Origin of the sequence: Pseudoalteromonas sp. SR45-1 (assembly GCF_014163655.1) — a bacterium.
Classification (GTDB): Bacteria; Pseudomonadota; Gammaproteobacteria; order Enterobacterales; family Alteromonadaceae; genus Pseudoalteromonas; species Pseudoalteromonas distincta.
On the sequence record NZ_JACJDR010000015.1, the window covers coordinates 103,607 to 124,903 of the forward strand.

Genomic DNA, 21,297 nt, shown 5'->3' on the forward strand with positions numbered 1-21,297 from the left:
ATGAAATTTAAATTAAACAAAGTGCTAGCCTCTTTACTTGGCTTAACAATAAGTGCGTCAGTTTATGCTGAAGATATAGAGCTTTATGTTAATCATGATGTGGATGTTGAAGAAAAACCTCGAGTATTACTGATTTTTGATACATCAGGGAGCATGGCCTTTTCATCAAGTACAGGTAGTAATTGTGGGCAATATTCGAGTGGAGGTTGGGTTTTATGTTCTGATAGTCGATTAGCTGCAGCACAGTTTGCGATGAATAAAGTTATTACCGATAACGAAGATACTATCGACTTTGGTTTAATGCGCTTTAAAGCCACAGACGGTGGTTATATAGTTAATGGAGTTGGTAAAGATTCTACAATTATACGAAATTCACTTGCTGCTTTACCTGCTGCTGGCGGTACTCCTTTGACAGAAACCCTTTGGGAAGCTTATTTATATATTACAGGGCAAAAAGTTCAATATGGCTTAGAGGCCACAATTCTTGAACGTGATACGAGTGTCGAGTTAAGAACTGGAAGTGAGTTTACACAGCTTGAATGTGGTTGGGTTAGAAATAGAGGTCGCTGGAGTTATGAGTGTGAAAATGTAACTACAAATAATTATGAGTATACTTACATATCGCCCTTTGCAGATAGCACCGCTGAGGCTAAGCGCTGCGACAACTCGATAAATATCATTTATATGACCGATGGCGACCCATCTGGTGATAATGATAGTGACAGCCAAATTAGTGCAGAGCATGAGAAGTACTTTGGGGAAGGATTAAACTGGAATACGGATAGTTACTACAGTAGTTACCTACACCAAATGGCTAAAATTATTCATGGTACAAGTGATACTACTGTTGATTTATACCCGTCGACTCCCGATATTCATGAAACAGGCCGTTTATATACTATCGGTTTTGGCTCTGGTATGAGCGCGAGTGGACAAGAGCTTTTACGTAGGGCCGCTTCTTTAGGTGGTGGTGAAAACTTGCCCGCAAGTACGCCAGATGAGCTTTCTGAATCATTAAACAGTGCAATTTCTCGTATTCGTGAAGTAAATGATAGCTTTTCATCGCCGTCCGTTGCTAGTAACAACGTAGATCAAACCCGTAGTCGAGATGCTATTTATTTTGCAATGTTTTACCCAGAGACAAATACCCGCTGGGGCGGTAACTTAAAAAAGTTAAAGGTATCGGGTAGTAACATAGTTGATTCAACAGGCAATGTAGCGCTTGATTCTAATGGTTTGATAGACACTGATGCAAAAACATTTTGGCTTCCTGATGGTAAGTCAGCAGATGGGAACTTAGTAGCACAAGGTGGCGTTAATTATCAACTAAGTACCTTAACAGGAACCAACGCAGAAGAACGAAGAACACTATATACAGATAAACAAGGCGATATAGTACGATTTACTACATCGATTGTTAGTGACATTCTTGATTTAATAACTAATAACCCAATTAGCTTATCTAGTTCAGATATTAAATGGGCTATGGGTATTGATGTTGATGATGAAGATAACGATAACGATACCACGGATCAAAGAGATGATATTTTTGGTGATCCTCTGCATTCAAAGCCTGTTGCGCTTGATTACGGTAATGATGATATTCGTATTCTTATTGGTACCAATGCTGGTTTTTTGCATATGTTTAAAGACGATGATACAAATAATGAAGTATCTGAAAGCTGGGCATTTATACCCTCAGATCTGTACAGCATTATTCAACCGCTGCGCAACAAAGAAACGGGTAAAAAATATGGTATGGATGGTCCAATCAGCGTTTATTTTAATAATAAAAACTTAAATAGCGATGGTTTAAACGACGGGATTATTGATGCGAGTGGTGATGATGAAGTATGGGCTTTTGCAGGAATGCGTCGAGGTGGTAAAAACTACTACGCACTGGATATAACAAATCCCGATCAGCCTAAAAAACTATGGAGCGCACCAATAGAAGGCGGAAAAGGTGATTTTAAAGAGCTTGCGCAAACATGGTCAAAACCGCAAATAGCCTACATTAAAGCATTTGGTGACAAGCCTTTATTAATTTTTGGTGCTGGGTACGATACAAACAAAGATGCGGTGATTAAAAGTGAAGATAGTACAGGGCGAGGTATTTACATTGTTGAAGCAGAAACAGGTAAAAGAGTATGGGCATTAACACCCGATATTAATGGCTTTAAAGGTAAGCATAGTATTGCTGCAGATATTACCACGCTTGACTCAGATTATGATGGATATATAGACCGAATTTATGCGGCAGATACTGGTGGAGATATTTGGCGTATAGATATGCCAGGCACTAGTACTAGTGAATTTAGTCACTTTAAATTAGCTGAGCTTGGCAGTAATAAAGCAACTGAGGACAGACGCTTTTTTTACAAACCACTCGTTGCACGAACCATTTATAGTAAAGTAAGCGAGACAACGGTTGGTGGTAGTACCGTTATAACACGCTTAGATACGCCGTATGATGCAATAGTTATTGGTAGTGGTAACCGCTCAAAACCAACCGGTACCAATGAAAAAGATCAACTGTTCATGATCAGAGATGAAAATACAGTTACTAAATCATATAAAACGAATGCACCGGATACTATTGTACCTGCTGATTTGATGCAAATGAATTCAGACCCATTTGGTAATGCTCTAGATGACGTTAATGATTTTGTTGACTTAGAAGTCGACTTGGCTAAATTTAATGGTTGGAGATATGAGTTAGGAACGGGTGAAAAATCACTAGCTGCTGCTACAGTTGTTGGAGGTGTTGCTTATTTTACAAGTTTCACACCTGCATCAGATACATCGACTGAAAACCAATGTTCACTAAGTGGTGGTGGTGGTTCTTTATACGCATTTCACTTACATTACGGTACTAAAGTGTATGACGACCTTAAATTTACAACCAGCTATGATGTACCAGATACACCTCAGTTATACTTTGGCGAAGGCCCTTCATGCGTAGATGGTAATGGAGATGGTAAGTGTGATGACAACCCAACAGTTGACGTAACACAAGAAAGTCAGTTTTATCTAATTGGGCCGGGTATCAAAGGTGAAAATGCTGAAAACCCAATGAAGCCTGTTGAGATAAAGGGCCCTGGCTTAACAATTGTTGATGGTAAAGTTGTATTGGTTAATGACAATGCTGTAGGGTTTGGCTTTAAAACTCAACAAACATATATCTATAAACGTGAAGAAAATGACGAAGTTAATAATTAAGGAAATTAAATGAAGAAACAACATGGGTTTACCTTAATTGAGCTGATGATAGCGGTTGCAATTGTAGGCATACTTGCCTCAATTGCATTGCCCAATTATACAGAATATGTAAAGCGTGCTTCGCGCGCTGAAGCTGCTGCAGCATTGTTAGATGCTGCAAACAAAGAGGAGCAATATTTTGTAGATAATCGTGAGTATACGCAATCCTTTACTGACTTAGGGCTACAAAGTAAAACCGAAAATGGTCACTTTGAACTATCTATCAGCGTAGTCGATAGTAATACCTTCACTATTACAGCTAAGCCTATAGACGGTGCTGTAAAAGGAGATACTGATTGTAAAGAGCTTTCAATCACTGATATTGGTCTCAAAGGTGCAAAAGGGTCTAAAGGTGACACCGATGTTGGTTATTGCTGGGGTCGATAGCCTAGATTACTTCTTCTGGCACTTATCAGTTGATTTAATACGTATTCTGCCAGTTTGACTTACTGATAAGGCCAACCCCTCGAGGTTGGCCTTATTGCTGTTGGGGCAATATATAAAAGTACCATTTTGAAAACCATTCAAAGAACCATCAGGACGAAACGTAATTGCGCTGCGAGGGTATTTAAGACTGTCAGCTTCATGGATCTCCTCAAAAGTACTTAAGAGTAGTTCATCATCATCTAACGAGGTTGATTTATCTTTGTCGATAAAGAGTGACATTTGGCCATTCCACTCGTCCTTTGTACATTGACTGTCTTTTAGTGCACAAAGCGTGACGTAAGTAGTATTTTCAATGGCATATAAACGGCCATAATTTATATTTCGGTGTAGGAGGTTTACGTGGTTATCTAAGCGGTTTTTAGCTAAAAAATCTGGGTAAAACCACATAGATAATTGGCTGATAATACTGACAACAGCCATAGATACCATTAATTCGAGAAGTGTTACTCCCTTACTTTTTGATATTGATAATCTCATCCTTGAAGACCTGAGTTAATAAATGATTAACTCAGTCTAGTAAATGATACAAATATGACAAGATATAATTGTACGTTTTTTAATCGCACTTTTCAGTGGTGTCACCAAGGTAGAAAGCAGTGCCAGATACTGATACATTCAGCGCTTTATTGTTTTCATTGTCATTATTAGGGCAGTATACAAAGCCAGCAAAGTTACCGCTGGTGTTTAGGTTTGTTGTAATGCGCCCACTAGTATTAAAGCGAAGGCTACTATCACCAGTAAATTTAACCTTGTCTATACTATTTATCTGCTCCATGGTGCGTAAAATAGTATCTTCTTTCCAGTTATATATTCCGTTATTATTAGTATCTACAAAGAGAGTTATGATTGAATCCTCCCCCCATGAGCTTTGACATTTAAAGTATCTATTAATCTCAACTTTACTTATAGGAGCAGGGCATATGATAACAATTTCATCCGTACTTGCAGCTTGAGCACGGGCGTAGCTAATATTTCTTTTTAATTCCAACAAAAAATTCTCAGCTCTATTTTCTTCTAGCATATCGCTGCTATTCCAAATCGCAATTGATGCAATAATGCCAACGATAGCAACGGTTACCATGAGTTCTAAAAGGGTGAACCCGTTTTGTTTGTTTTTCATATTAATCTCATTTACTGCTAGTCATTTAAGTATAGCTATTTTTATATAATAAATTATACCACGATCGGTTGTTTTATCACCGTAATTCAATTGCTTTGTTTGCTATGAACACTATGATTGTCTAAAATCGAGGCAACTGAAGCTTTCAAAAGTAATTAATATGAAAAAAATAGAAGCAATTATCAAACCTTTTAAGTTAGACGATGTGCGTGAAGCGTTGTCAGATGTGGGTATTACGGGGATGACGGTAAGCGAAGTTAAAGGCTTTGGGCGTCAAAAAGGTCACACTGAGCTATATCGTGGCGCAGAGTATATGGTCGATTTTTTACCTAAAGTAAAACTTGATATTGTATTGACTGATGAAGATGTAGACCGTGCAATTGAAGTTATTGTAAAAACGGCGCAAACAGGAAAAATCGGTGATGGTAAAATATTTGTCACAGATGTTGAGCGTGTAATACGTATTCGTACTGCAGAGGAAGATGAAGAAGCGATTTAAGCTTGTTTTTCTATGTAGTTAAAAGGCGCTTTAGTAAGCGCCTTTTTTATTTATTTAGTTCTTTTATTTAGTTTTCGTGTTTGCTTTGCGTGCTCACTAAGCTCAGTTAAACCTAATTGGTCGTAACTTTTCTCCATCATTTCAAGCGCGGGATCTAAGTAACTGCTTTGTGAATAATGCTCAACAACAAACTTACCTCTATTAGCAGCAGCTAAATAAGCTTCACGTTCGTAATAGTAAGTTGCTACTTTTAATTCATAACGTGCCATGCGGTTTAAAAGCCACACTAAACGACGCTTAGCTTCAGGCGCGTAATCACTTTTTGGAAAACGTTTTACTAATGTCGATAAATCTGTAAATGCAACACGAGTACGGTTAGCATCACGGTCGGCTCTATCTACACCAAAGTACTCTTGGAACGCATTTTTATCTGCTTTAATATTTACTAAACCACGCATGTAATACATGTAGTCTAAATCTTTATGATTTGGGTTTAAGCGAATAAAGCGGTCAATGGTTGCAAGTGCTTGTTCAGTATTACCTGATTGATAATGTGCATAGACTAAGTCCATTTGTACTTGCTTAGAGAATGGGCCAAATGGGTAGCGAGAGTCTATAGCACTCAAAAGTTCAATTGCACGAGCATATAAACCAGAATCTAGCGTTTCTTTTGCATCTTCATATAAAGCGTGTGCAGACTTATTCGGTACACGTTGAATGTCTTCTTGGTCTGGAGCAGACGAACAAGCGCCTAAACTAAGTACAGAAACTGAAAAAACAATGGCAAATGCACGTTTCCCTATTTTATTTATCATTTTATTTGTTACCTTCGATGTCTTCGGCTAGGCCAAGTCGGTAAAACCGAGTAAACTATGCGTATTATATTATGCTTTTATTAAAAGCGATTCTAACCCAGTCGAGCAAAGCTTGCACTGGTAAATTGGGTAAAGTTACTAATGTCAGAGCAAATTTCTCTTCAAGCCGACGTTCCAACCGAATTAGGTGGTAAACGTCTAGACCAAGTATTAGCACAATTGTTCCCTGATTATTCACGTTCTCGTATAAAAACGTGGATTTTGGATGATAAAATCACTGTAGACGGTGAAATTTTCAACACTCCACGCGAAAAGCTACTAGGTGGTGAAGTTGTAAGTGTTGAAACAACAATTGAAGCACCACGCGAATACGAAGCACAAGATATCAAATTAAACATTGTTTATGAAGACGATGATATTTTGGTAATTAATAAACCAATGGGCCTAGTGGTTCACCCAGGTGCGGGTAACCCTAATGGAACAGTGCTAAACGCATTGCTACATTACTACCCTGAAATAATTAACGTGCCACGCGCAGGTATTGTACATCGTTTAGATAAAGACACGACCGGTTTAATGGTTGTAGCTAAAACGATTCAGGCCCAAACGCATTTAGTGAAAGCACTACAAAAGCGCGAAAATTTCACTCGTGAATATGAAGCACTGTGTAATGGCACCATGACTGCTGGTGGTATGGTTGAAAAAGCAATTGGCCGCCATCCTACGCAGCGTACGCATATGGCCGTACATGAAATGGGTAAGCCGGCAATTACGCATTACCGTGTTGCTGAAAAGTTCCGTGCTCATACTCGTTTACGTTTGCGTTTAGAAACAGGTCGTACTCACCAAATTCGTGTGCATATGGCACATTTAAATCATCCGCTAATTGGCGATCAATCTTATGGCGGCCGTCCGCGTCCACCTAAAGGTGCAACACCTGAGTTATTTGAGTTACTTCGTAGCTTTAGACGCCAAGCACTACATGCCGTAAAATTAAGTATTGCGCATCCAATCACGGGTGAAATGATGACATGGCAAGCTCCTATCCCTGACGATATGGTTGCTATGACACATGCACTACGTGAAGATACTAAAGCTAATCCTGATATCGATAGATAATGCACTTATTGTCAGCGACATGGCAAAACCTTCATAAAGTAGGAACGTTAAGTACTACTTGTGGAGGTGGTGTTTCAAAAACCCCATTTGAAAGTTTCAATTTGGGATACCATGTTGGAGATAATCAAGATCATGTATCAAAAAACCGCTCACTATTAACCAAACACTTACCTAAATCTGCCGTGTGGCTAAATCAAGTTCATAGCTCTGAGGTTGTTATTGTTGATGAACATTTTGACTCTAATAAGTTACACAATGCTGATGCGCTTTATACTCAGTTATTAAATCAGCCTTTGGCTATCATGACCGCCGATTGCTTGCCTATTTTATTAGTGAGTGATGATGAAAAGGAAGTTGCAGCTATACATGGCGGCTGGCGAGGGCTTGAGCAGGGAATTATTAAAAATACTTTAGAATGTTTTAGCTCAAAGTATGAAAATATAAATGCTTGGCTAGGGCCTGCAATTGGGCCAACTCAATTTGAGGTTGGCGCTGAAGTGTTTGAGTTATTTCAAAAAAGGTCTTCTTCATTTATTCAAGCATTTACACCACAAGCTAATGGCAAATATCTTGCTGATATTTATGGCATTGCGCGTACTTTACTTACCCAGCAAGGCGTTAAAAAGATTACAGGCGGCGACTATTGTACAGTCTCTCAAAGTGACTTATTTTTTTCTTATCGACGGGATGGACAAACCGGACGTATGGCAAGTTTGATCTGGCGCAAGTAATTAGCACCTTTAGCTATTATATTTCTCTCTACACCTTGAACAAACACCTAAACATACCCATTAATTAAGCAATTAGATTATTTAATAGGTAACACCATGCGTTTAGATAGATTTACAAGTAAATTTCAATCTGCGCTTTCTGATGCGCAATCGCTAGCCCTTGGCCGCGACCATCAATTTATTGAACCCGTACATTTAATGTATTCATTACTGCAGCAAAGCGGCTCCAGTGTGCGCGCGTTATTTGCCCAAACGGGGGTCAGCGCAGATGAACTTAACACCAAGCTTTCTCAAGAAATAGAAAAACTATTTAAAGTAGAAGGCGTAGGTGGCGACGTGCAGCTATCAAATAATATGGCTTCACTTATTAACCTATGTGACAAGTATGCGCAAAAACGCAAAGACAAATACATTTCAAGTGAATTGTTTGTACTGGCAGCATGCGACGATAAAGGTCCACTTGGCGATATATTCAGATCGTTAAATATTACCTCGACTAAAATTGAAACTGCAATTAAAGCGATTCGCGGCGGTCAAAAAGTTGATGACCCAAATGCCGAAGAAACACGTCAAGCGCTTGAAAAGTACACGATTGATCTAACTGAGCGAGCAGAGCAAGGTAAGCTTGACCCTGTTATTGGTCGTGATGACGAAATTCGCCGCACGATTCAAGTACTACAACGGCGCACTAAAAATAACCCTGTATTAATCGGTGAACCAGGTGTTGGTAAAACAGCAATAGCAGAAGGTTTAGCACAGCGTATTATTAATGGTGAAGTACCCGAAGGATTAAAAAACAAACGTGTTTTATCGCTTGATTTAGGAGCACTAGTTGCGGGCGCTAAATATCGCGGTGAATTTGAAGAGCGTTTAAAATCAGTGCTAAACGAATTGGCTAAAGAAGAAGGCCAAGTTATTTTATTTATTGATGAAATACATACTATTGTGGGTGCAGGCAAAAGTGATGGCGCAATGGATGCGGGCAATATGCTAAAACCTGCTTTAGCACGCGGTGAATTACACTGTGTTGGCGCAACCACGCTTGATGAATACCGTAAATATATAGAAAAAGACGCAGCTCTTGAGCGTCGATTCCAAAAGGTACTTATTGAAGAGCCATCTGTTGAAGATACCATTGCAATATTACGTGGCTTAAAAGAGCGGTATGAGCTGCATCATTCAGTAGAAATAACGGATCCCGCGATAGTTGCTGCGGCGCAGTTATCTCACCGCTACATTAGCGATCGTCAGTTACCAGATAAAGCAATTGATTTAATTGACGAAGCGGGGTCTTCGATTCGATTACAAATTGATTCAAAACCAGAGTCGTTAGATAAGCTTGAACGTCGTATTATCCAATTAAAATTAGAAGATAATGCACTTGCTAAAGAAAAAGATGAGGCGAGTCAAAAACGTCGCACTGAAATGCAAGAGTTGATCACCGACCTTGATGGACAATATCGTGAACTAGACGAAATTTGGAATGCTGAAAAAGCATCGCTTCAAGGTACACAAGTAATTAAAGCCGAACTTGAACAAGCAAGATTAGATTTAGATGTAGCGCGAAGAGCAAGTGATTTACAGCGTATGTCAGAGCTGCAATATGGGCGAATTCCAGAGCTTGAACGAAAACTTGATTTAGCCTCACAAGCTGAAATGCATGAAATGACTCTGCTTAAGAACCAAGTAGGTGAGGATGAAATTGCTGAAATTTTATCTCGCTGGACAGGTATTCCTGTTGCAAGAATGCTACAAGGTGAGCGTGAAAAGCTGCTGCAAATGGAAGATAAGTTACACAGTAAAGTAATAGGGCAAGATGAAGCGGTCGTTGCTGTTGCTAACGCAATACGACGCTCACGTGCAGGACTTGCAGATCCTAATCGCCCAATTGGTTCTTTCTTGTTTTTAGGTCCAACAGGTGTGGGTAAAACCGAGCTTACAAAAGCACTGGCAGGTTTTATGTTTGATACCGAAGATGCCATGGTACGTATCGACATGTCTGAGTTTATGGAAAAGCACTCAGTTGCACGCCTAGTGGGCGCACCTCCAGGTTATGTGGGTTATGAAGAGGGCGGTTATTTAACAGAAGCTGTTCGTCGTAAACCTTACTCAGTTATATTGCTTGATGAAATAGAAAAAGCACACCCAGATGTGTTTAACATTTTACTGCAAGTGTTAGATGATGGCCGATTAACTGACGGACAAGGTAGAACCGTTGATTTTAAAAATACTGTTATTATCATGACATCAAATTTAGGCTCAGATATTATCCAAGAACAAGCGGGGAATAATGACTATACGACCCTTAAAGCTAAAGTAATGGAAGTATTGATTAATGAGTTTAGACCTGAGTTTATTAACCGTATTGACGAGACTGTTGTATTCCACCCGTTAGCAAACGAGCATATAAAAGAAATAGCCGATATTCAGTTAATGAAATTACGTGAGCGTTTAACAGAGATGGGGTATCTGCTTGAAATAAGCGATGCTGCACTTGAGCGAATTGCAGCAAGTGGGTTTGATCCTGTGTACGGTGCACGCCCGCTTAAGCGTGCTATTCAGCAAACGATTGAAAATCCGCTAGCACAAAAGCTACTTAATGGGGACTACATACCAGGTAGCGTGATTGTTATTGATGCAAATGACGACTCTTTGGTATTTACCAAACGCTGATTGTAAATAATTAAACTCTAAAGCCGCTAAAATAGCGGCTTTTTTATGTTTGTTAAACTTTAAAGGTTAGTAATAAATCATTCACTCTACGTGAGCCTTCAACAAGCTCAGCTGCACCTTTTGCCACATTAAAGCTTAAACTTAAGTTGTTATCGCCAAAGTCTTTAATTTGCGAAACATTATTACTAATCTCGTTACTAACCATTTGTTGCTCTTCTGCAGCGGATGATATTTGTATTGCCAAGTGAGATATTTCACTGATTTGGATAAAAATATCCTCTAATTCAACTTGGGTTTTATCGGTTGTCAAAACACAGTTATCGGCTTGTGCTTTAGTGCTTTGCATTACTTTGGACCAGCTAAATAAAGTGTCTTGTATTTCTTTAATAGAACTATGGATTTGTGTCGTAGCATTTTGAGTGCGTGACGAAAGAGTCCTTACCTCATCGGCGACTACAGCAAAGCCTCGACCATGTTCTCCCGCTCTAGCTGCTTCAATCGCTGCATTAAGAGCAAGTAAGTTAGTTTGATCGGCAATTCCCTCTATTTCACTCATTACCTTACCAATTTTATCTGCTTCAGAGGCTAAGCTGGTGGCTGTATTTGCTGCTTGTTCTACTTGAGAAGCTAAGTCAGATACCATTTTACTATTATCAGCAATGTGGTCTTTTATCTCTGAGCAACTTTGATGGGTGTTATTCACTTTATCCGCTGTTTGAGCGGTATTTACTGATATTTCACCAATGGTAGAACTCATTTGAGTCATCGCTGATGCAATTTGTTCTAAACGCTCACCTTGAGAAGAAATCCCTTTTTCGGTGAGTGTTGATTGTTTGTCTAAATCAGTTGCGATGCCATTAAAGCTTAATGTTGAGTCTTTCATACGGCCAAGGACGGTGCGCAATTTTGCACTTAGCATTTGCTCTCTATAATCACTTACACTGTGCGGTGTATGGCCGCTGTAAATATAACGAGAGATTGAATCGGCTTTTGCTTTTTGTTCGCGTAATATTTTAGGGGTAACAATGAGTTCGTCATAATTTAGCACAATAACTAAAGCACAAATAAATAGGCTAATTGCAGCAATGGTGATTGATGCCGCAACAGCAATAAAAATCAGCCAAAATAATAGGCTTATAAAAGTAAGGCTTTGTCTTATTGTGGTGTGTTCTCGTAGTTTAAATAATGACTTGTTGGTATTTATTTTGTTGTAAAGTGTTTGTGCACGTTGCTTAAGTTGAGAGTTTGCTTTGGTTCTTACAGATTGATAACCAACAAGTCGGCCATGTTCAAAAATGGGGGTTACAAAGGCATCTACCCAGTAATAGCGGCCATCTTTACAGCGGTTTTTAACCATACCGCGCCACGAGTGTTCTTGTTTTAATGTTGCCCACATTTCTTTAAAGGCTGCTTTTGGCATATCAGGGTGGCGAACAATATTATGATGCTGACCGATAAGCTCTTGTGCGCTATATCCTGCTACAGCACAAAACGCTTGATTGACGTATGTTATTACACCTTTAAGATCAGTAGTGGAAACCAGCTCTTGTGATTCATCAAAGTATACTTCTTCATTTTTTAAGCTTTTATCATTGTGCATTGTATTTATTATCATCCTTTATTGTTGCAGTCATTATATTGCTTACACCCTACAAAGCAAAAAATAGCGTCCTTCCTTCTATGCTCATAAGACAAATAATTGTATTTATTGATCTAGATCAAGTTTAAATACCGGACAGCTAAATTGAACTGATTTTGCATAAGTTCCGGTCTATTACTTTAAGCTGATATTTTACTTATTTGATTTATAGTTAAATACGTATTTAAAGCATTTGTATAATGCACATAGCAATGGCAATATTACGACTTAATATAATGATGTTGGTCATATTAAGCGCATGTATAAAGTGGGGAAATAATTATTAAATTTGAAAGTTATATAGTTCTTAGCAATTTATACCAGTTGCATTAAATAAGTGATCTATTATAGCGCTAAGAAAATAGCACAATAGCAAGGCGAAAATTATGACATGTAGTTGTTCTATATGAGTAATTTTCAACGCAGTGAATGCGCTATTTAATGCGATACAATGATCATATTTTCAATAAAAATTGGTATTAATCTTGAGTCTAAGTAATTAGTCCCCATAACCTTATGATTAAGCCACGTGGCCCGAGGAAAGATTTTTTGACAACACATGATTTAGCTAACGCACTTGAAGCGTTATCAGTAAATGAGCACCAACATGCAGTTAAAGGCATTAAACGTGGCATAGAGCGAGAGTCGCTAAGAATACAAGAGAATGGTGCTATATCACCTAAAGGCCATCCAAAAGGGGTGGGCAGTGCATTAACTAATGGCCATATCACAACTGATTTTTCTGAATCTTTACTTGAATTTATTACTCCAGTTAGTGAGTCGTCAACGCAAACTCTTAAGCAATTAAAAGATCTTCAAAAGTTCACTCTAGAAAAAATGGACGATGAACTGCTTTGGCCTATTAGTATGCCATGCTTTATTGAACACCAAGATGATATTGTTTTAGCTCAATTTGGTAGTTCAAATACTGGTCAAATGAAAACACTATACCGTGAAGGGTTAAAAAATCGTTACGGAAGTATGATGCAAGCAATTGCAGGTGTTCACTTTAATATTTCATTCCCAGATACGCTTTGGCAATCGCTTCATTCGTTACAAAAAAGCAATGCTAGCCTTCAAGATTTTATTTCAGAAGGTTATTTAGCACTTATTCGTAACTTTAAACGCGAACTATGGCTAATAAGTTACATGTTTGGTGCATCGCCAGCATTGTGTAACTCATTTTTACAAGGTCGAAAAACCGATTTACCATTTAAAAAACTAGGTAAAGGTACACTTTACTTAGAAGTTGGTACGGCACTGCGTTTAGGCAATTTAGGTTATACAAATAGCGCTCAGTCGTCACTACGCGTAATGTATAACTCGTTAGATGAATATGTAGCAGGCCTTAAAAAAGCAATCAACACACCATCAGAAATTTATGGTGATCTTGATGACTACAAGAGTGAAAACCCTAAGCAGTTAAATAAAAATATTCTGCAGATTGAAAACGAATTTTACTCGCCAATTCGTCCTAAGCGTAATGCTAAAAGTGGCGAAACGCCAACAGATGCACTGCTTCGAGCAGGCATTGAATACGTAGAAATTCGCGCATTAGACGTTAATCCGTTTAGCGAAGTTGGTATTGATATTGAGCAAATTCACTTTTTAGATGTGTTTTTAACGTATTGTTTATTAAAAGATTCAGCTCCAATGGATTGGAAAGAACAAGCACGCAGTACTGAAAACCTCGACACAGTAGTCAATCAAGGTCGAGAAGAAGGGCTAATGCTTAACTTTAATAACACACAGCGTAGTCTTCAGTCGTGGGGCGATGAAATATTTGCACAGCTCACTGATGTCGCTAAATGGATGGATAATGCTTATGGTGTTAATTATTACTCCGATACTATAAAGCGCATGGCAACGTGGGTGCATAATCCAGAGCTTACTTATTCTGGACGTTACGTGTCGCAATTAAAAGAGTCTGGTTTAGACAACGGTCACTTTGCACTAGCACTGGCTAATAAATACAAACAAAGCCACGCAGACACTGATTACAGTGAGTTTTTAAAGCCTTGGCTGGAACAACAAGTTGTAGAGTCTAACGAAGCACAAACTGCAATTGAGCAAGCAGATACTCAGTCATTTACCGCCTTTTTAGATGCGTATTTTGGCGGTAAATAATTTTAATACTTAGTAAAATTTAAGCAAAAAAAACGCAGCCTAAGTAGGCTGCGTAAATATATATTCAGGGATGAACTAATGCTGTACTGCTGCATTCATTGAGTCAGACCCACACTTTTTAGAAAAGTTCTGTGAGATCTTAGAAAAATGAAAAAAAATGCAATTATTTTATCTCTTGCCATTACTTTAGCTGGTTGTGCTACAGCCCCTCCAAAACAACCTAACGATCTATGTAAAATCTTTGAAGAAAAACCTGATTGGTATTTTGACGCAAAAGATGCGCAAGAAAAATGGGGTTCTCCTAAGCATGTACTCATGAGTATGATGTACCAGGAAAGCTCATTTAAGCATGATGCCGCTCCGCCTATGGAGTACTTCTTATGGATAATTCCAACCGGTCGCGCAAGTGATGCTTATGGTTACTCACAGGCTAAAACACCAACATGGTCAGATTATATTCGTGAAACAGGCAACAATGGTGCTGATAGAGACGACTTTGACGATGCAATCGACTTTATGGCGTGGTTTGTTTATAAAACGCATAAAGTAAATAAAATCTCTAAATGGGATGCTTACGCACAATACCTTAATTATCATGAAGGTTGGGGTGGCTATAAGCGTGGCACATATAAAAAGAAAAAGTGGTTAATGGGTGTAGCAAATAAAGTTAAACACAGAGCGAGCCGTTATGGCGCGCAATTAAAGCGCTGTGAAGACGAGCTTGATAAAGGTTGGTTTGAACGTCTTATATTTGGCTAGAGAGTTATTAATGGATATAAAAAAGGAGCCAATCGGCTCCTTTTATACTTAGCGAGAACGCTTATTAGGCTGAATCTTCACCTGTTTTATCATATTCTCTTTTACTTCAAGTACTTCAATAGGGTAGCCCGCAATACGTAGACTAATATTTGCATCGGGAATATCTTCTAAGTATTCAACAATTAAACCACTCAAAGTTTTTGGGCCGTCTAGTGGGAAATCCCAACCCATCTCTTTATTTAAATCGCGTACGTTAGCGCCGCCATCTACAATACAAGAGCCATCAGTTTGTGTTTCTACTTCTTCGCTTGGCGTACGAGTTTGTGTAGTTGTAAAATCGCCAACAACTTCTTCTAAAATATCTTCAAGCGTTACTAAACCTTGAATATCGCCATACTCGTCTACTACTAAGCCAATACGCTCTTTAGACTGCTGAAACTTTAACAGCTGAGTGTTAAGTGATGTTCCCTCTGGGATAAAGTAAATTTCGCGTACAGCACGCAGCAAAGATGGTTTATCAAATTGCTCTTTTGTAAGTAGACGAAGTGCATCTCGAGAGTGAATAAAGCCTACTGCGTCATCTATATTGTCGCGATACAATAACACGCGAGTATGTTGTGCATGGGTAAGCTGGCGACTAATTAGTTTCCAATCATCATTAATATCAATAGCCACAATTTCGTTGCGTGGGATCATGATATCTTCAACGGTTACTTGCTCTAAATCTAAAATTGAGGTCAGCATACTTTGATGGCGAGCAGGGATAAGTGCGCCTGACTCATTGAGCACTGTTTTTAATTCTTCTTTGCTCATGCTGTGCTCGTCGATTTGAGCGGCACTAATACCAAATAATCGCAATATCCCGTTGGTCATCCAGTTAACGATAACAACAAAAGGAAAAAGAATTTTTAGTAACCCTTTAAGTATTATTGAGCTTGGAAAAGCAACTTTTTCAGGATAGAGGGCAGCAAGAGTTTTAGGTGTTACTTCGGCAAATATAAGCACGACTAAAGTTAACACACCCGTAGCGATAGCAATACCAAGGTCACCGTAAAGGCGAATACCTATAATGGTAGCAACTTGAGCTGCAGCTATATTGACAAGATTATTGCCAATTAAGATTAAACCGATGAGCCTATCTGGACGGCTAAGTAATTTACTGACTCGTTTAGCTGCACGATGATCCTCTTTAGCGAGGTGTCGCAGGCGTATACGATTGATTGACATAATTCCGGTTTCTGAACCAGAAAAATAAGCAGAAAAAAGCACCAAAAAACCTAAAATGATAAATAGGGTACTTGTCGATATGTCGTCCAACGATGGATCCTTTTCTTATAAATCAATGCGTATTAAGCTAGAGTGAGCAAGCAGAGTCAAGTTAAAACTTATTTAGTATTACTTCTTGTATGAAACGGCTGCCAAAATATGCGAGTGTGAGGACAAATGCAGCGACCATGATCGTAATAACCACAGGTTTACCGCGCCAACCCTTTTTCATATGCCCGATGGCTACAATGGCAAAAATAGCCCACGCAACTAACGACAATATCGTTTTATGAATGAACTCTTTAGCAAACATCCCATCAAGAAATACAAACCCCGAGAGTAATGCGAACGTGAGTAATATGGTGCCTAAATTAAGGAGTTGGTAAAGCTGGCGCTCAACAACCATCAAAGGCGGAAGGTGACTATGCACAATTGCTAAATCTTTACGTTTTAAACGTTTATCAATAAAGTAGAACTGTACACCATATAAAGTAGCAATAATTAAAATACAGTAGGCCAATAGGGATAAGGAAATGTGTGTTACTAAGCCAACCTCAATATTAATGCTTTGCAGTAAAATATGATGAGGAATAAATAAACTGGCAATTGTAAGTAAAGCACCAAAACCATAAACAACGGGCAATAATAAAGTGGCAGGGAACTTTAGCGACACAGCTGTTACTGAAACTACAATAACCCAGCATGTTAAAAGGGAGACGTTTACAATACTTAAGTCTTGACCGTCGGATCTAAAAACAGAGTTAACTAACAGCAGCATATGCGCCACTATAGCAACCGTGCTCAATATGACGGTTACCTTTTGGCTAGGGCCTTGTTGATGAAACAGGCGTGAGAGCACGTGAGACGTTGCTAACACATAAAATAAACTGGCAATAATAGTTAAACTAATAATCAGCATTGTGCTTGGGCCACTTAATTTGAGACAAAATAATCCTTGTTGTTATATAGCCATTGTATTTTATAGCAAAGCAAATGCATAGACCTTAAAAAAAGAAACTCAACAAGGTGCACTTGAACACTGTATTGTAAGACGCCATATACGGTATACTACTTTTAATTGAAACTTAATAAGTCAATCCTGGTTAATTGAAAATCAAACTAACCGTAAAATTTTAATGGATTGATATAAACGTCTTATCGGAACCGTTACATGTTTGAGAACCTCCAAGAACGATTAGGTAAAACCTTAAAAAATATCAGTGGCCGTGGCCGTCTGACTGAAGACAACATAAAAGACACACTTCGCGAAGTGCGTATGGCATTTTTAGAAGCCGATGTGGCACTGCCTGTTGTTCGCGAGTTTGTAAAACAAGTTAAAGAACGTGCAGTTGGGGTTGAAGTTACAAAAAGCTTAAGCCCAGGCCAAGTATTTATAAAAATAGTGCGTGAAGAACTAGAAAAAGCAATGGGTGAGGCCAATGAAGAGCTAAGCCTAAATGCACAACCGCCAGCCGTTGTTATGGTAGCGGGTCTGCAAGGTGCGGGTAAAACCACCAGTGTAGCTAAGCTTGCTAAGTTTTTAAAAGAACGCAAAAAGAAATCAGTGCTTGTAGTAAGTGCCGATGTTTATCGCCCTGCTGCGATTAAGCAGCTAGAAACGCTTGCTACAGAAGTTGACGTTGATTTCTTTCCAAGTGATATTTCGCAAAAGCCAGTGGATATTGCAAACGCTGCAATTTCTCATGCTAAAAAGAAATTTATAGATGTAGTACTTGTTGATACCGCAGGTCGTTTACATGTTGACAGCAACATGATGGACGAGATTAAAGATCTTCACAAAGCAATCAACCCAATTGAAACTTTATTCGTTGTTGATGCAATGACGGGTCAAGATGCGGCAAATACAGCTAAAGCATTTGACGAAGCCCTGCCACTAACCGGTGTAATATTAACAAAAACCGATGGTGATGCACGTGGTGGTGCTGCTTTATCTATTCGTCATATCACAGGCAAACCAATTAAATTTATGGGTGTGGGTGAGCGTACTGACGCACTAGAGCCTTTTCATCCAGACCGTATAGCGTCGCGTATTTTAGGTATGGGTGATGTACTTTCATTAATCGAAGAAGTCGAAATGAAAGTAGATAAAGAGCAAGCTGCCAAAGTTGCTGAAAAAGTATTTAAAGGTGCCGGTTTTACCCTTGACGACTTTGCTGATCAATTAAAGCAAATGAAAAATATGGGTGGCATGATGTCGATGCTTGATAAGCTCCCTGGTATGTCTAACTTACCAGATGCTGTTAAAGGCCAAATGGGTGACAAAACATTTATCCAAATGGAAGCTATTATTAGCTCAATGACTAAAAAAGAGCGCGCACGTCCAGAAATCATCAAAGGTTCGCGTAAAAAACGCATAGCTGCTGGCTCTGGTACACAAGTACAAGAGATTAATAAGTTGCTTAAGCAGTTTACGCAAATGCAAAAAATGATGAAAAAGATGAAAGGTAAAGGCGGCATGACTAAAATGATGCGTGGTATGAAAGGCATGTTACCACCTGGGATGATGGGTGGCGGTGGTCCTAAGTTTTAAAAAATACTTTTGAGTTATTTTTTAAAATAATAGCGAATCATATTTAAAGGAGCAAATAGCTCCTTTTTTGTTGAATAAATTATGCATGTAATACACCTTTAACCCTAATTTGTCGTTGAGATCACGGTTTAACCTACTAAACTGTCTTTTTGCTTCACTTCTTACTTGCGTTATTGCCAAAAACTCGTACAATTCCCCAGCTCCCCATTCTGGGGAGTAAATCTTATTAATGAAAACAGTCAATCTTTATAGAGGACGGTATGGTAACTATTCGTTTGCAACGTGGTGGCGCTAAAAAACGCCCTTTCTATCAAATTGTGGTTGCGGATAGCCGTTTCTCGCGTGACGGTCGCTTCATCGAGAAAGTAGGCTTTTTTAACCCAATTGCTTCAGGTCAAGAAGAAAAAATTCGTTTAGATTTACCACGTGTTGAACACTGGGTAGGTCAGGGCGCATCTCTTTCAGATCGCGTAGCTAAGTTAGTAAAAGACGCTCGTAAAGCGGCTTAATAGGCGTAAGTGTAACCATGAGTCAAGAGAACACCTCATCAATAATTGTCGTAGGAAAGCTCGGTGCCCCATATGGTATAAAGGGCTGGCTTAAGGTACATTCATTTACTGATGATCCCGTAGGGATCTTCGATTTCAGCCCGTGGTTGATAGGGCAGCAAGGTAAATGGCAGTCCTTAGAAGTGGTCGACTGGCGTCGCCACAACAAAGGCTTTATCGCTAAATTTGCGCAGATAAACGACCGAGACGAAGCAATGGCTTATACCCATGCTGAAATCTCAATGGATTCAGCGCATTTACCAGAACTTCCGCAAGGCGAGTTCTATTGGCGAGATCTCATTGGCATGTCTGTTGTAACCGATAAAGGTTATAGCTTAGGCATTGTTGATGACCTTATGGAGACAGGGTCAAATGACGTACTAGTTGTGAAAGCAAACAGTAAAGACGCATTTGGTCAAGCTGAACGTTTGATTCCTTTTTTAACTGATTCAGTTATCAAAGAAGTTAAATACGATGCAAGAGAAATTACCGTAGATTGGGATCCTGGTTTTTAATGACGCAAACTAGTTCATTATGGGTAGGGGTGATAAGCCTTTTTCCAGACATGTTTGACGCTATTACAGACCAAGGTGTTACCGGTCGCGCAGTAAAAAATGGTTTAATTGATTTTAACTGTTGGAATCCGCGAGACTATGCTTTAGATAAGCATAGAACCGTAGATGACCGTCCTTACGGGGGCGGACCAGGTATGTTAATGATGGTTGAGCCATTAAAAAAAGCGATTGCCGAAGCTAAAAAAGCAGCTGGTGATGGCGCTAAAGTAATTTATATGTCCCCGCAAGGGCGCAAACTTGATCAGCAGGGCGCTGGCGAACTCGCTAACTCTAATAAACTGATTTTGATTGCCGGTCGCTATGAAGGTATAGATGAGAGAATAATAGAATCATATGTTGACGAAGAATGGTCAATTGGTGATTTTATTTTGAGTGGTGGTGAACTACCTGCCATGACATTAATTGATGCAGTAGCGCGATTAGTGCCAGGTGTGTTAGGTCATAACCAGTCAGCAGAACAAGATTCGTTTTCGGATGGCTTGTTAGATTGTCCACACTATACACGACCAGAAACATTGGACGACAAACAGGTTCCTGCTGTATTACTCAGTGGAAACCACCAAGAGATAGCAAAGTGGCGGCTTAAGCAGTCATTAGGTAGAACTTGGTTACGACGTCCTGACTTGTTGCATAACCTAGCTCTGACTGAGGAGCAAGCGGTATTACTCGCAGAATTTCAGCAAGAGTACCAAAAAGCTTGTGGCTAGAAGACAGTTACACCTAGGAAAGTGAGAAACATAATGGCAAAAGTAAACCAAAATATTATTAAAGCGCTTGAAGATGAGCAGCTTAAAACAGACGTACCTGCATTTGGCCCTGGTGATACAGTGGTTGTACAGGTAAAAGTAAAAGAAGGTGCTAAAGAGCGTCTACAGGCCTTTGAAGGTGTTGTAATCGCTAAGCGTAATCGTGGTCTTCACTCAGCATTCACAGTTCGTAAAATTTCGAACGGTGAAGGTGTTGAGCGTGTATTCCAAACGCACAGCCCTCTTATTGATAGCGTAGCAGTTAAGCGTCGCGGTGCAGTTCGCCGTGCTAAGCTTTACTACCTACGTGAGCGTTCTGGTAAATCTGCACGTATTAGAGAAAAACTTAACTAATACGCGCTGTTTATCAACGCAAAAAAACGGGTTGCATCCTTCGGGTTGCAACCCGTTTTGGTTTTAGAAT

19 protein-coding genes are annotated in these 21,297 nt (G+C 39.2%); 13 read left to right on the forward strand and 6 right to left on the reverse strand.

The window, feature by feature from the left end:
- On the forward strand, positions 1-3,219 hold the full coding sequence (locus H5089_RS15390) for a PilC/PilY family type IV pilus protein (RefSeq protein WP_182712590.1): 3,219 nt from the start codon (positions 1-3) through the stop codon (positions 3,217-3,219).
- Between the two features lie 9 nt (positions 3,220-3,228).
- Positions 3,229-3,645 (forward strand): type IV pilin protein, encoded by a 417-nt coding sequence (locus H5089_RS15395; protein ID WP_182712591.1) that lies wholly within the window; start codon positions 3,229-3,231, stop codon positions 3,643-3,645.
- A 6-nt stretch (positions 3,646-3,651) separates the two neighbouring features.
- Here the strand turns inward: H5089_RS15395 and H5089_RS15400 are convergent, their stop codons facing one another.
- Together H5089_RS15400 and H5089_RS15405 are read right to left on the reverse strand one after the other, a co-directional pair.
- Positions 3,652-4,182, reverse strand: a complete 531-nt coding sequence (locus H5089_RS15400; RefSeq protein WP_024596577.1) for a GspH/FimT family pseudopilin — start codon at positions 4,180-4,182, stop codon at positions 3,652-3,654.
- Positions 4,183-4,261: 79 nt separating this feature from the next.
- A complete protein-coding gene (locus H5089_RS15405) occupies positions 4,262-4,825 on the reverse strand; it encodes a GspH/FimT family pseudopilin (protein WP_165723617.1) in 564 nt (187 codons plus the stop codon).
- 160 nt (positions 4,826-4,985) lie between these two features.
- On the opposite strand from H5089_RS15405, the gene glnB reads away from it, so the two are divergent.
- Positions 4,986-5,324 (forward strand): nitrogen regulatory protein P-II, encoded by a 339-nt coding sequence (gene glnB / locus H5089_RS15410; protein WP_002962211.1) that lies wholly within the window; start codon positions 4,986-4,988, stop codon positions 5,322-5,324.
- Positions 5,325-5,374: 50 nt separating this feature from the next.
- Here the strand turns inward: glnB and H5089_RS15415 are convergent, their stop codons facing one another.
- Positions 5,375-6,139 (reverse strand): outer membrane protein assembly factor BamD, encoded by a 765-nt coding sequence (locus H5089_RS15415; protein ID WP_002962210.1) that lies wholly within the window; start codon positions 6,137-6,139, stop codon positions 5,375-5,377.
- Positions 6,140-6,280: 141 nt separating this feature from the next.
- Here H5089_RS15415 and rluD point away from each other — a divergent pair, with 141 nt between their 5' ends.
- The 3 genes from rluD (at position 6,281) to clpB (ending at position 10,662) form a co-directional block, all read left to right on the forward strand.
- A complete protein-coding gene (rluD, locus tag H5089_RS15420) occupies positions 6,281-7,258 on the forward strand; it encodes a 23S rRNA pseudouridine(1911/1915/1917) synthase RluD (RefSeq protein WP_149594281.1) in 978 nt (325 codons plus the stop codon).
- A complete protein-coding gene (pgeF, locus tag H5089_RS15425; RefSeq protein ID WP_182712592.1) occupies positions 7,258-7,989 on the forward strand; it encodes a peptidoglycan editing factor PgeF in 732 nt (243 codons plus the stop codon). The genes rluD and pgeF overlap by 1 nt, the downstream gene beginning before the upstream one ends.
- A gap of 96 nt (positions 7,990-8,085) precedes the next feature.
- Positions 8,086-10,662 carry an ATP-dependent chaperone ClpB gene (gene clpB, locus H5089_RS15430; RefSeq protein ID WP_182712593.1) on the forward strand — a complete coding sequence of 859 codons (2,577 nt, stop codon included), beginning with the start codon at positions 8,086-8,088 and terminating at the stop codon, positions 10,660-10,662.
- Positions 10,663-10,714: 52 nt separating this feature from the next.
- Here the strand turns inward: clpB and H5089_RS15435 are convergent, their stop codons facing one another.
- Positions 10,715-12,262: a methyl-accepting chemotaxis protein gene (locus H5089_RS15435; RefSeq protein ID WP_182712594.1), complete on the reverse strand. Its 1,548-nt coding sequence runs from the start codon at positions 12,260-12,262 to the stop codon at positions 10,715-10,717.
- A gap of 588 nt (positions 12,263-12,850) precedes the next feature.
- On the opposite strand from H5089_RS15435, the gene gshA reads away from it, so the two are divergent.
- Together gshA and H5089_RS15445 are read left to right on the forward strand one after the other, a co-directional pair.
- Complete coding sequence (gene gshA, locus H5089_RS15440) at positions 12,851-14,428, forward strand: glutamate--cysteine ligase (protein WP_182695839.1); 1,578 nt, start codon at positions 12,851-12,853, stop codon at positions 14,426-14,428.
- A gap of 147 nt (positions 14,429-14,575) precedes the next feature.
- Positions 14,576-15,187 (forward strand): transglycosylase SLT domain-containing protein, encoded by a 612-nt coding sequence (locus tag H5089_RS15445; protein WP_002962200.1) that lies wholly within the window; start codon positions 14,576-14,578, stop codon positions 15,185-15,187.
- Positions 15,188-15,235: 48 nt separating this feature from the next.
- Here the strand turns inward: H5089_RS15445 and H5089_RS15450 are convergent, their stop codons facing one another.
- On the reverse strand, positions 15,236-16,504 hold the full coding sequence (locus H5089_RS15450; RefSeq protein ID WP_002962198.1) for an HlyC/CorC family transporter: 1,269 nt from the start codon (positions 16,502-16,504) through the stop codon (positions 15,236-15,238).
- 61 nt (positions 16,505-16,565) lie between these two features.
- On the reverse strand, positions 16,566-17,372 hold the full coding sequence (locus tag H5089_RS15455; RefSeq protein ID WP_002962197.1) for an inner membrane protein YpjD: 807 nt from the start codon (positions 17,370-17,372) through the stop codon (positions 16,566-16,568).
- A gap of 252 nt (positions 17,373-17,624) precedes the next feature.
- Between H5089_RS15455 and ffh the strand changes: the two genes are divergently transcribed.
- The 5 genes from ffh to rplS all read left to right on the forward strand — a co-directional run bounded on the left by ffh (position 17,625) and on the right by rplS (position 21,227).
- Positions 17,625-19,004 (forward strand): signal recognition particle protein, encoded by a 1,380-nt coding sequence (gene ffh, locus H5089_RS15460; protein WP_002962194.1) that lies wholly within the window; start codon positions 17,625-17,627, stop codon positions 19,002-19,004.
- A 260-nt stretch (positions 19,005-19,264) separates the two neighbouring features.
- Positions 19,265-19,513, forward strand: coding sequence for a 30S ribosomal protein S16 (gene rpsP / locus H5089_RS15465; protein WP_002962192.1), 249 nt, complete (start codon positions 19,265-19,267; stop codon positions 19,511-19,513).
- 17 nt (positions 19,514-19,530) lie between these two features.
- Positions 19,531-20,067 carry a ribosome maturation factor RimM gene (rimM, locus tag H5089_RS15470; RefSeq protein ID WP_182712595.1) on the forward strand — a complete coding sequence of 179 codons (537 nt, stop codon included), beginning with the start codon at positions 19,531-19,533 and terminating at the stop codon, positions 20,065-20,067.
- Positions 20,067-20,834 carry a tRNA (guanosine(37)-N1)-methyltransferase TrmD gene (gene trmD / locus H5089_RS15475; RefSeq protein ID WP_149594286.1) on the forward strand — a complete coding sequence of 256 codons (768 nt, stop codon included), beginning with the start codon at positions 20,067-20,069 and terminating at the stop codon, positions 20,832-20,834. Before rimM ends, trmD begins: the two co-directional genes overlap by 1 nt.
- Positions 20,835-20,867: 33 nt before the next feature.
- Entirely contained in the window at positions 20,868-21,227 is a 360-nt protein-coding gene (rplS, locus tag H5089_RS15480) for a 50S ribosomal protein L19 (protein ID WP_002962189.1), read from the forward strand.
- The last annotated feature ends 70 nt before the right edge of the window (positions 21,228-21,297 follow it).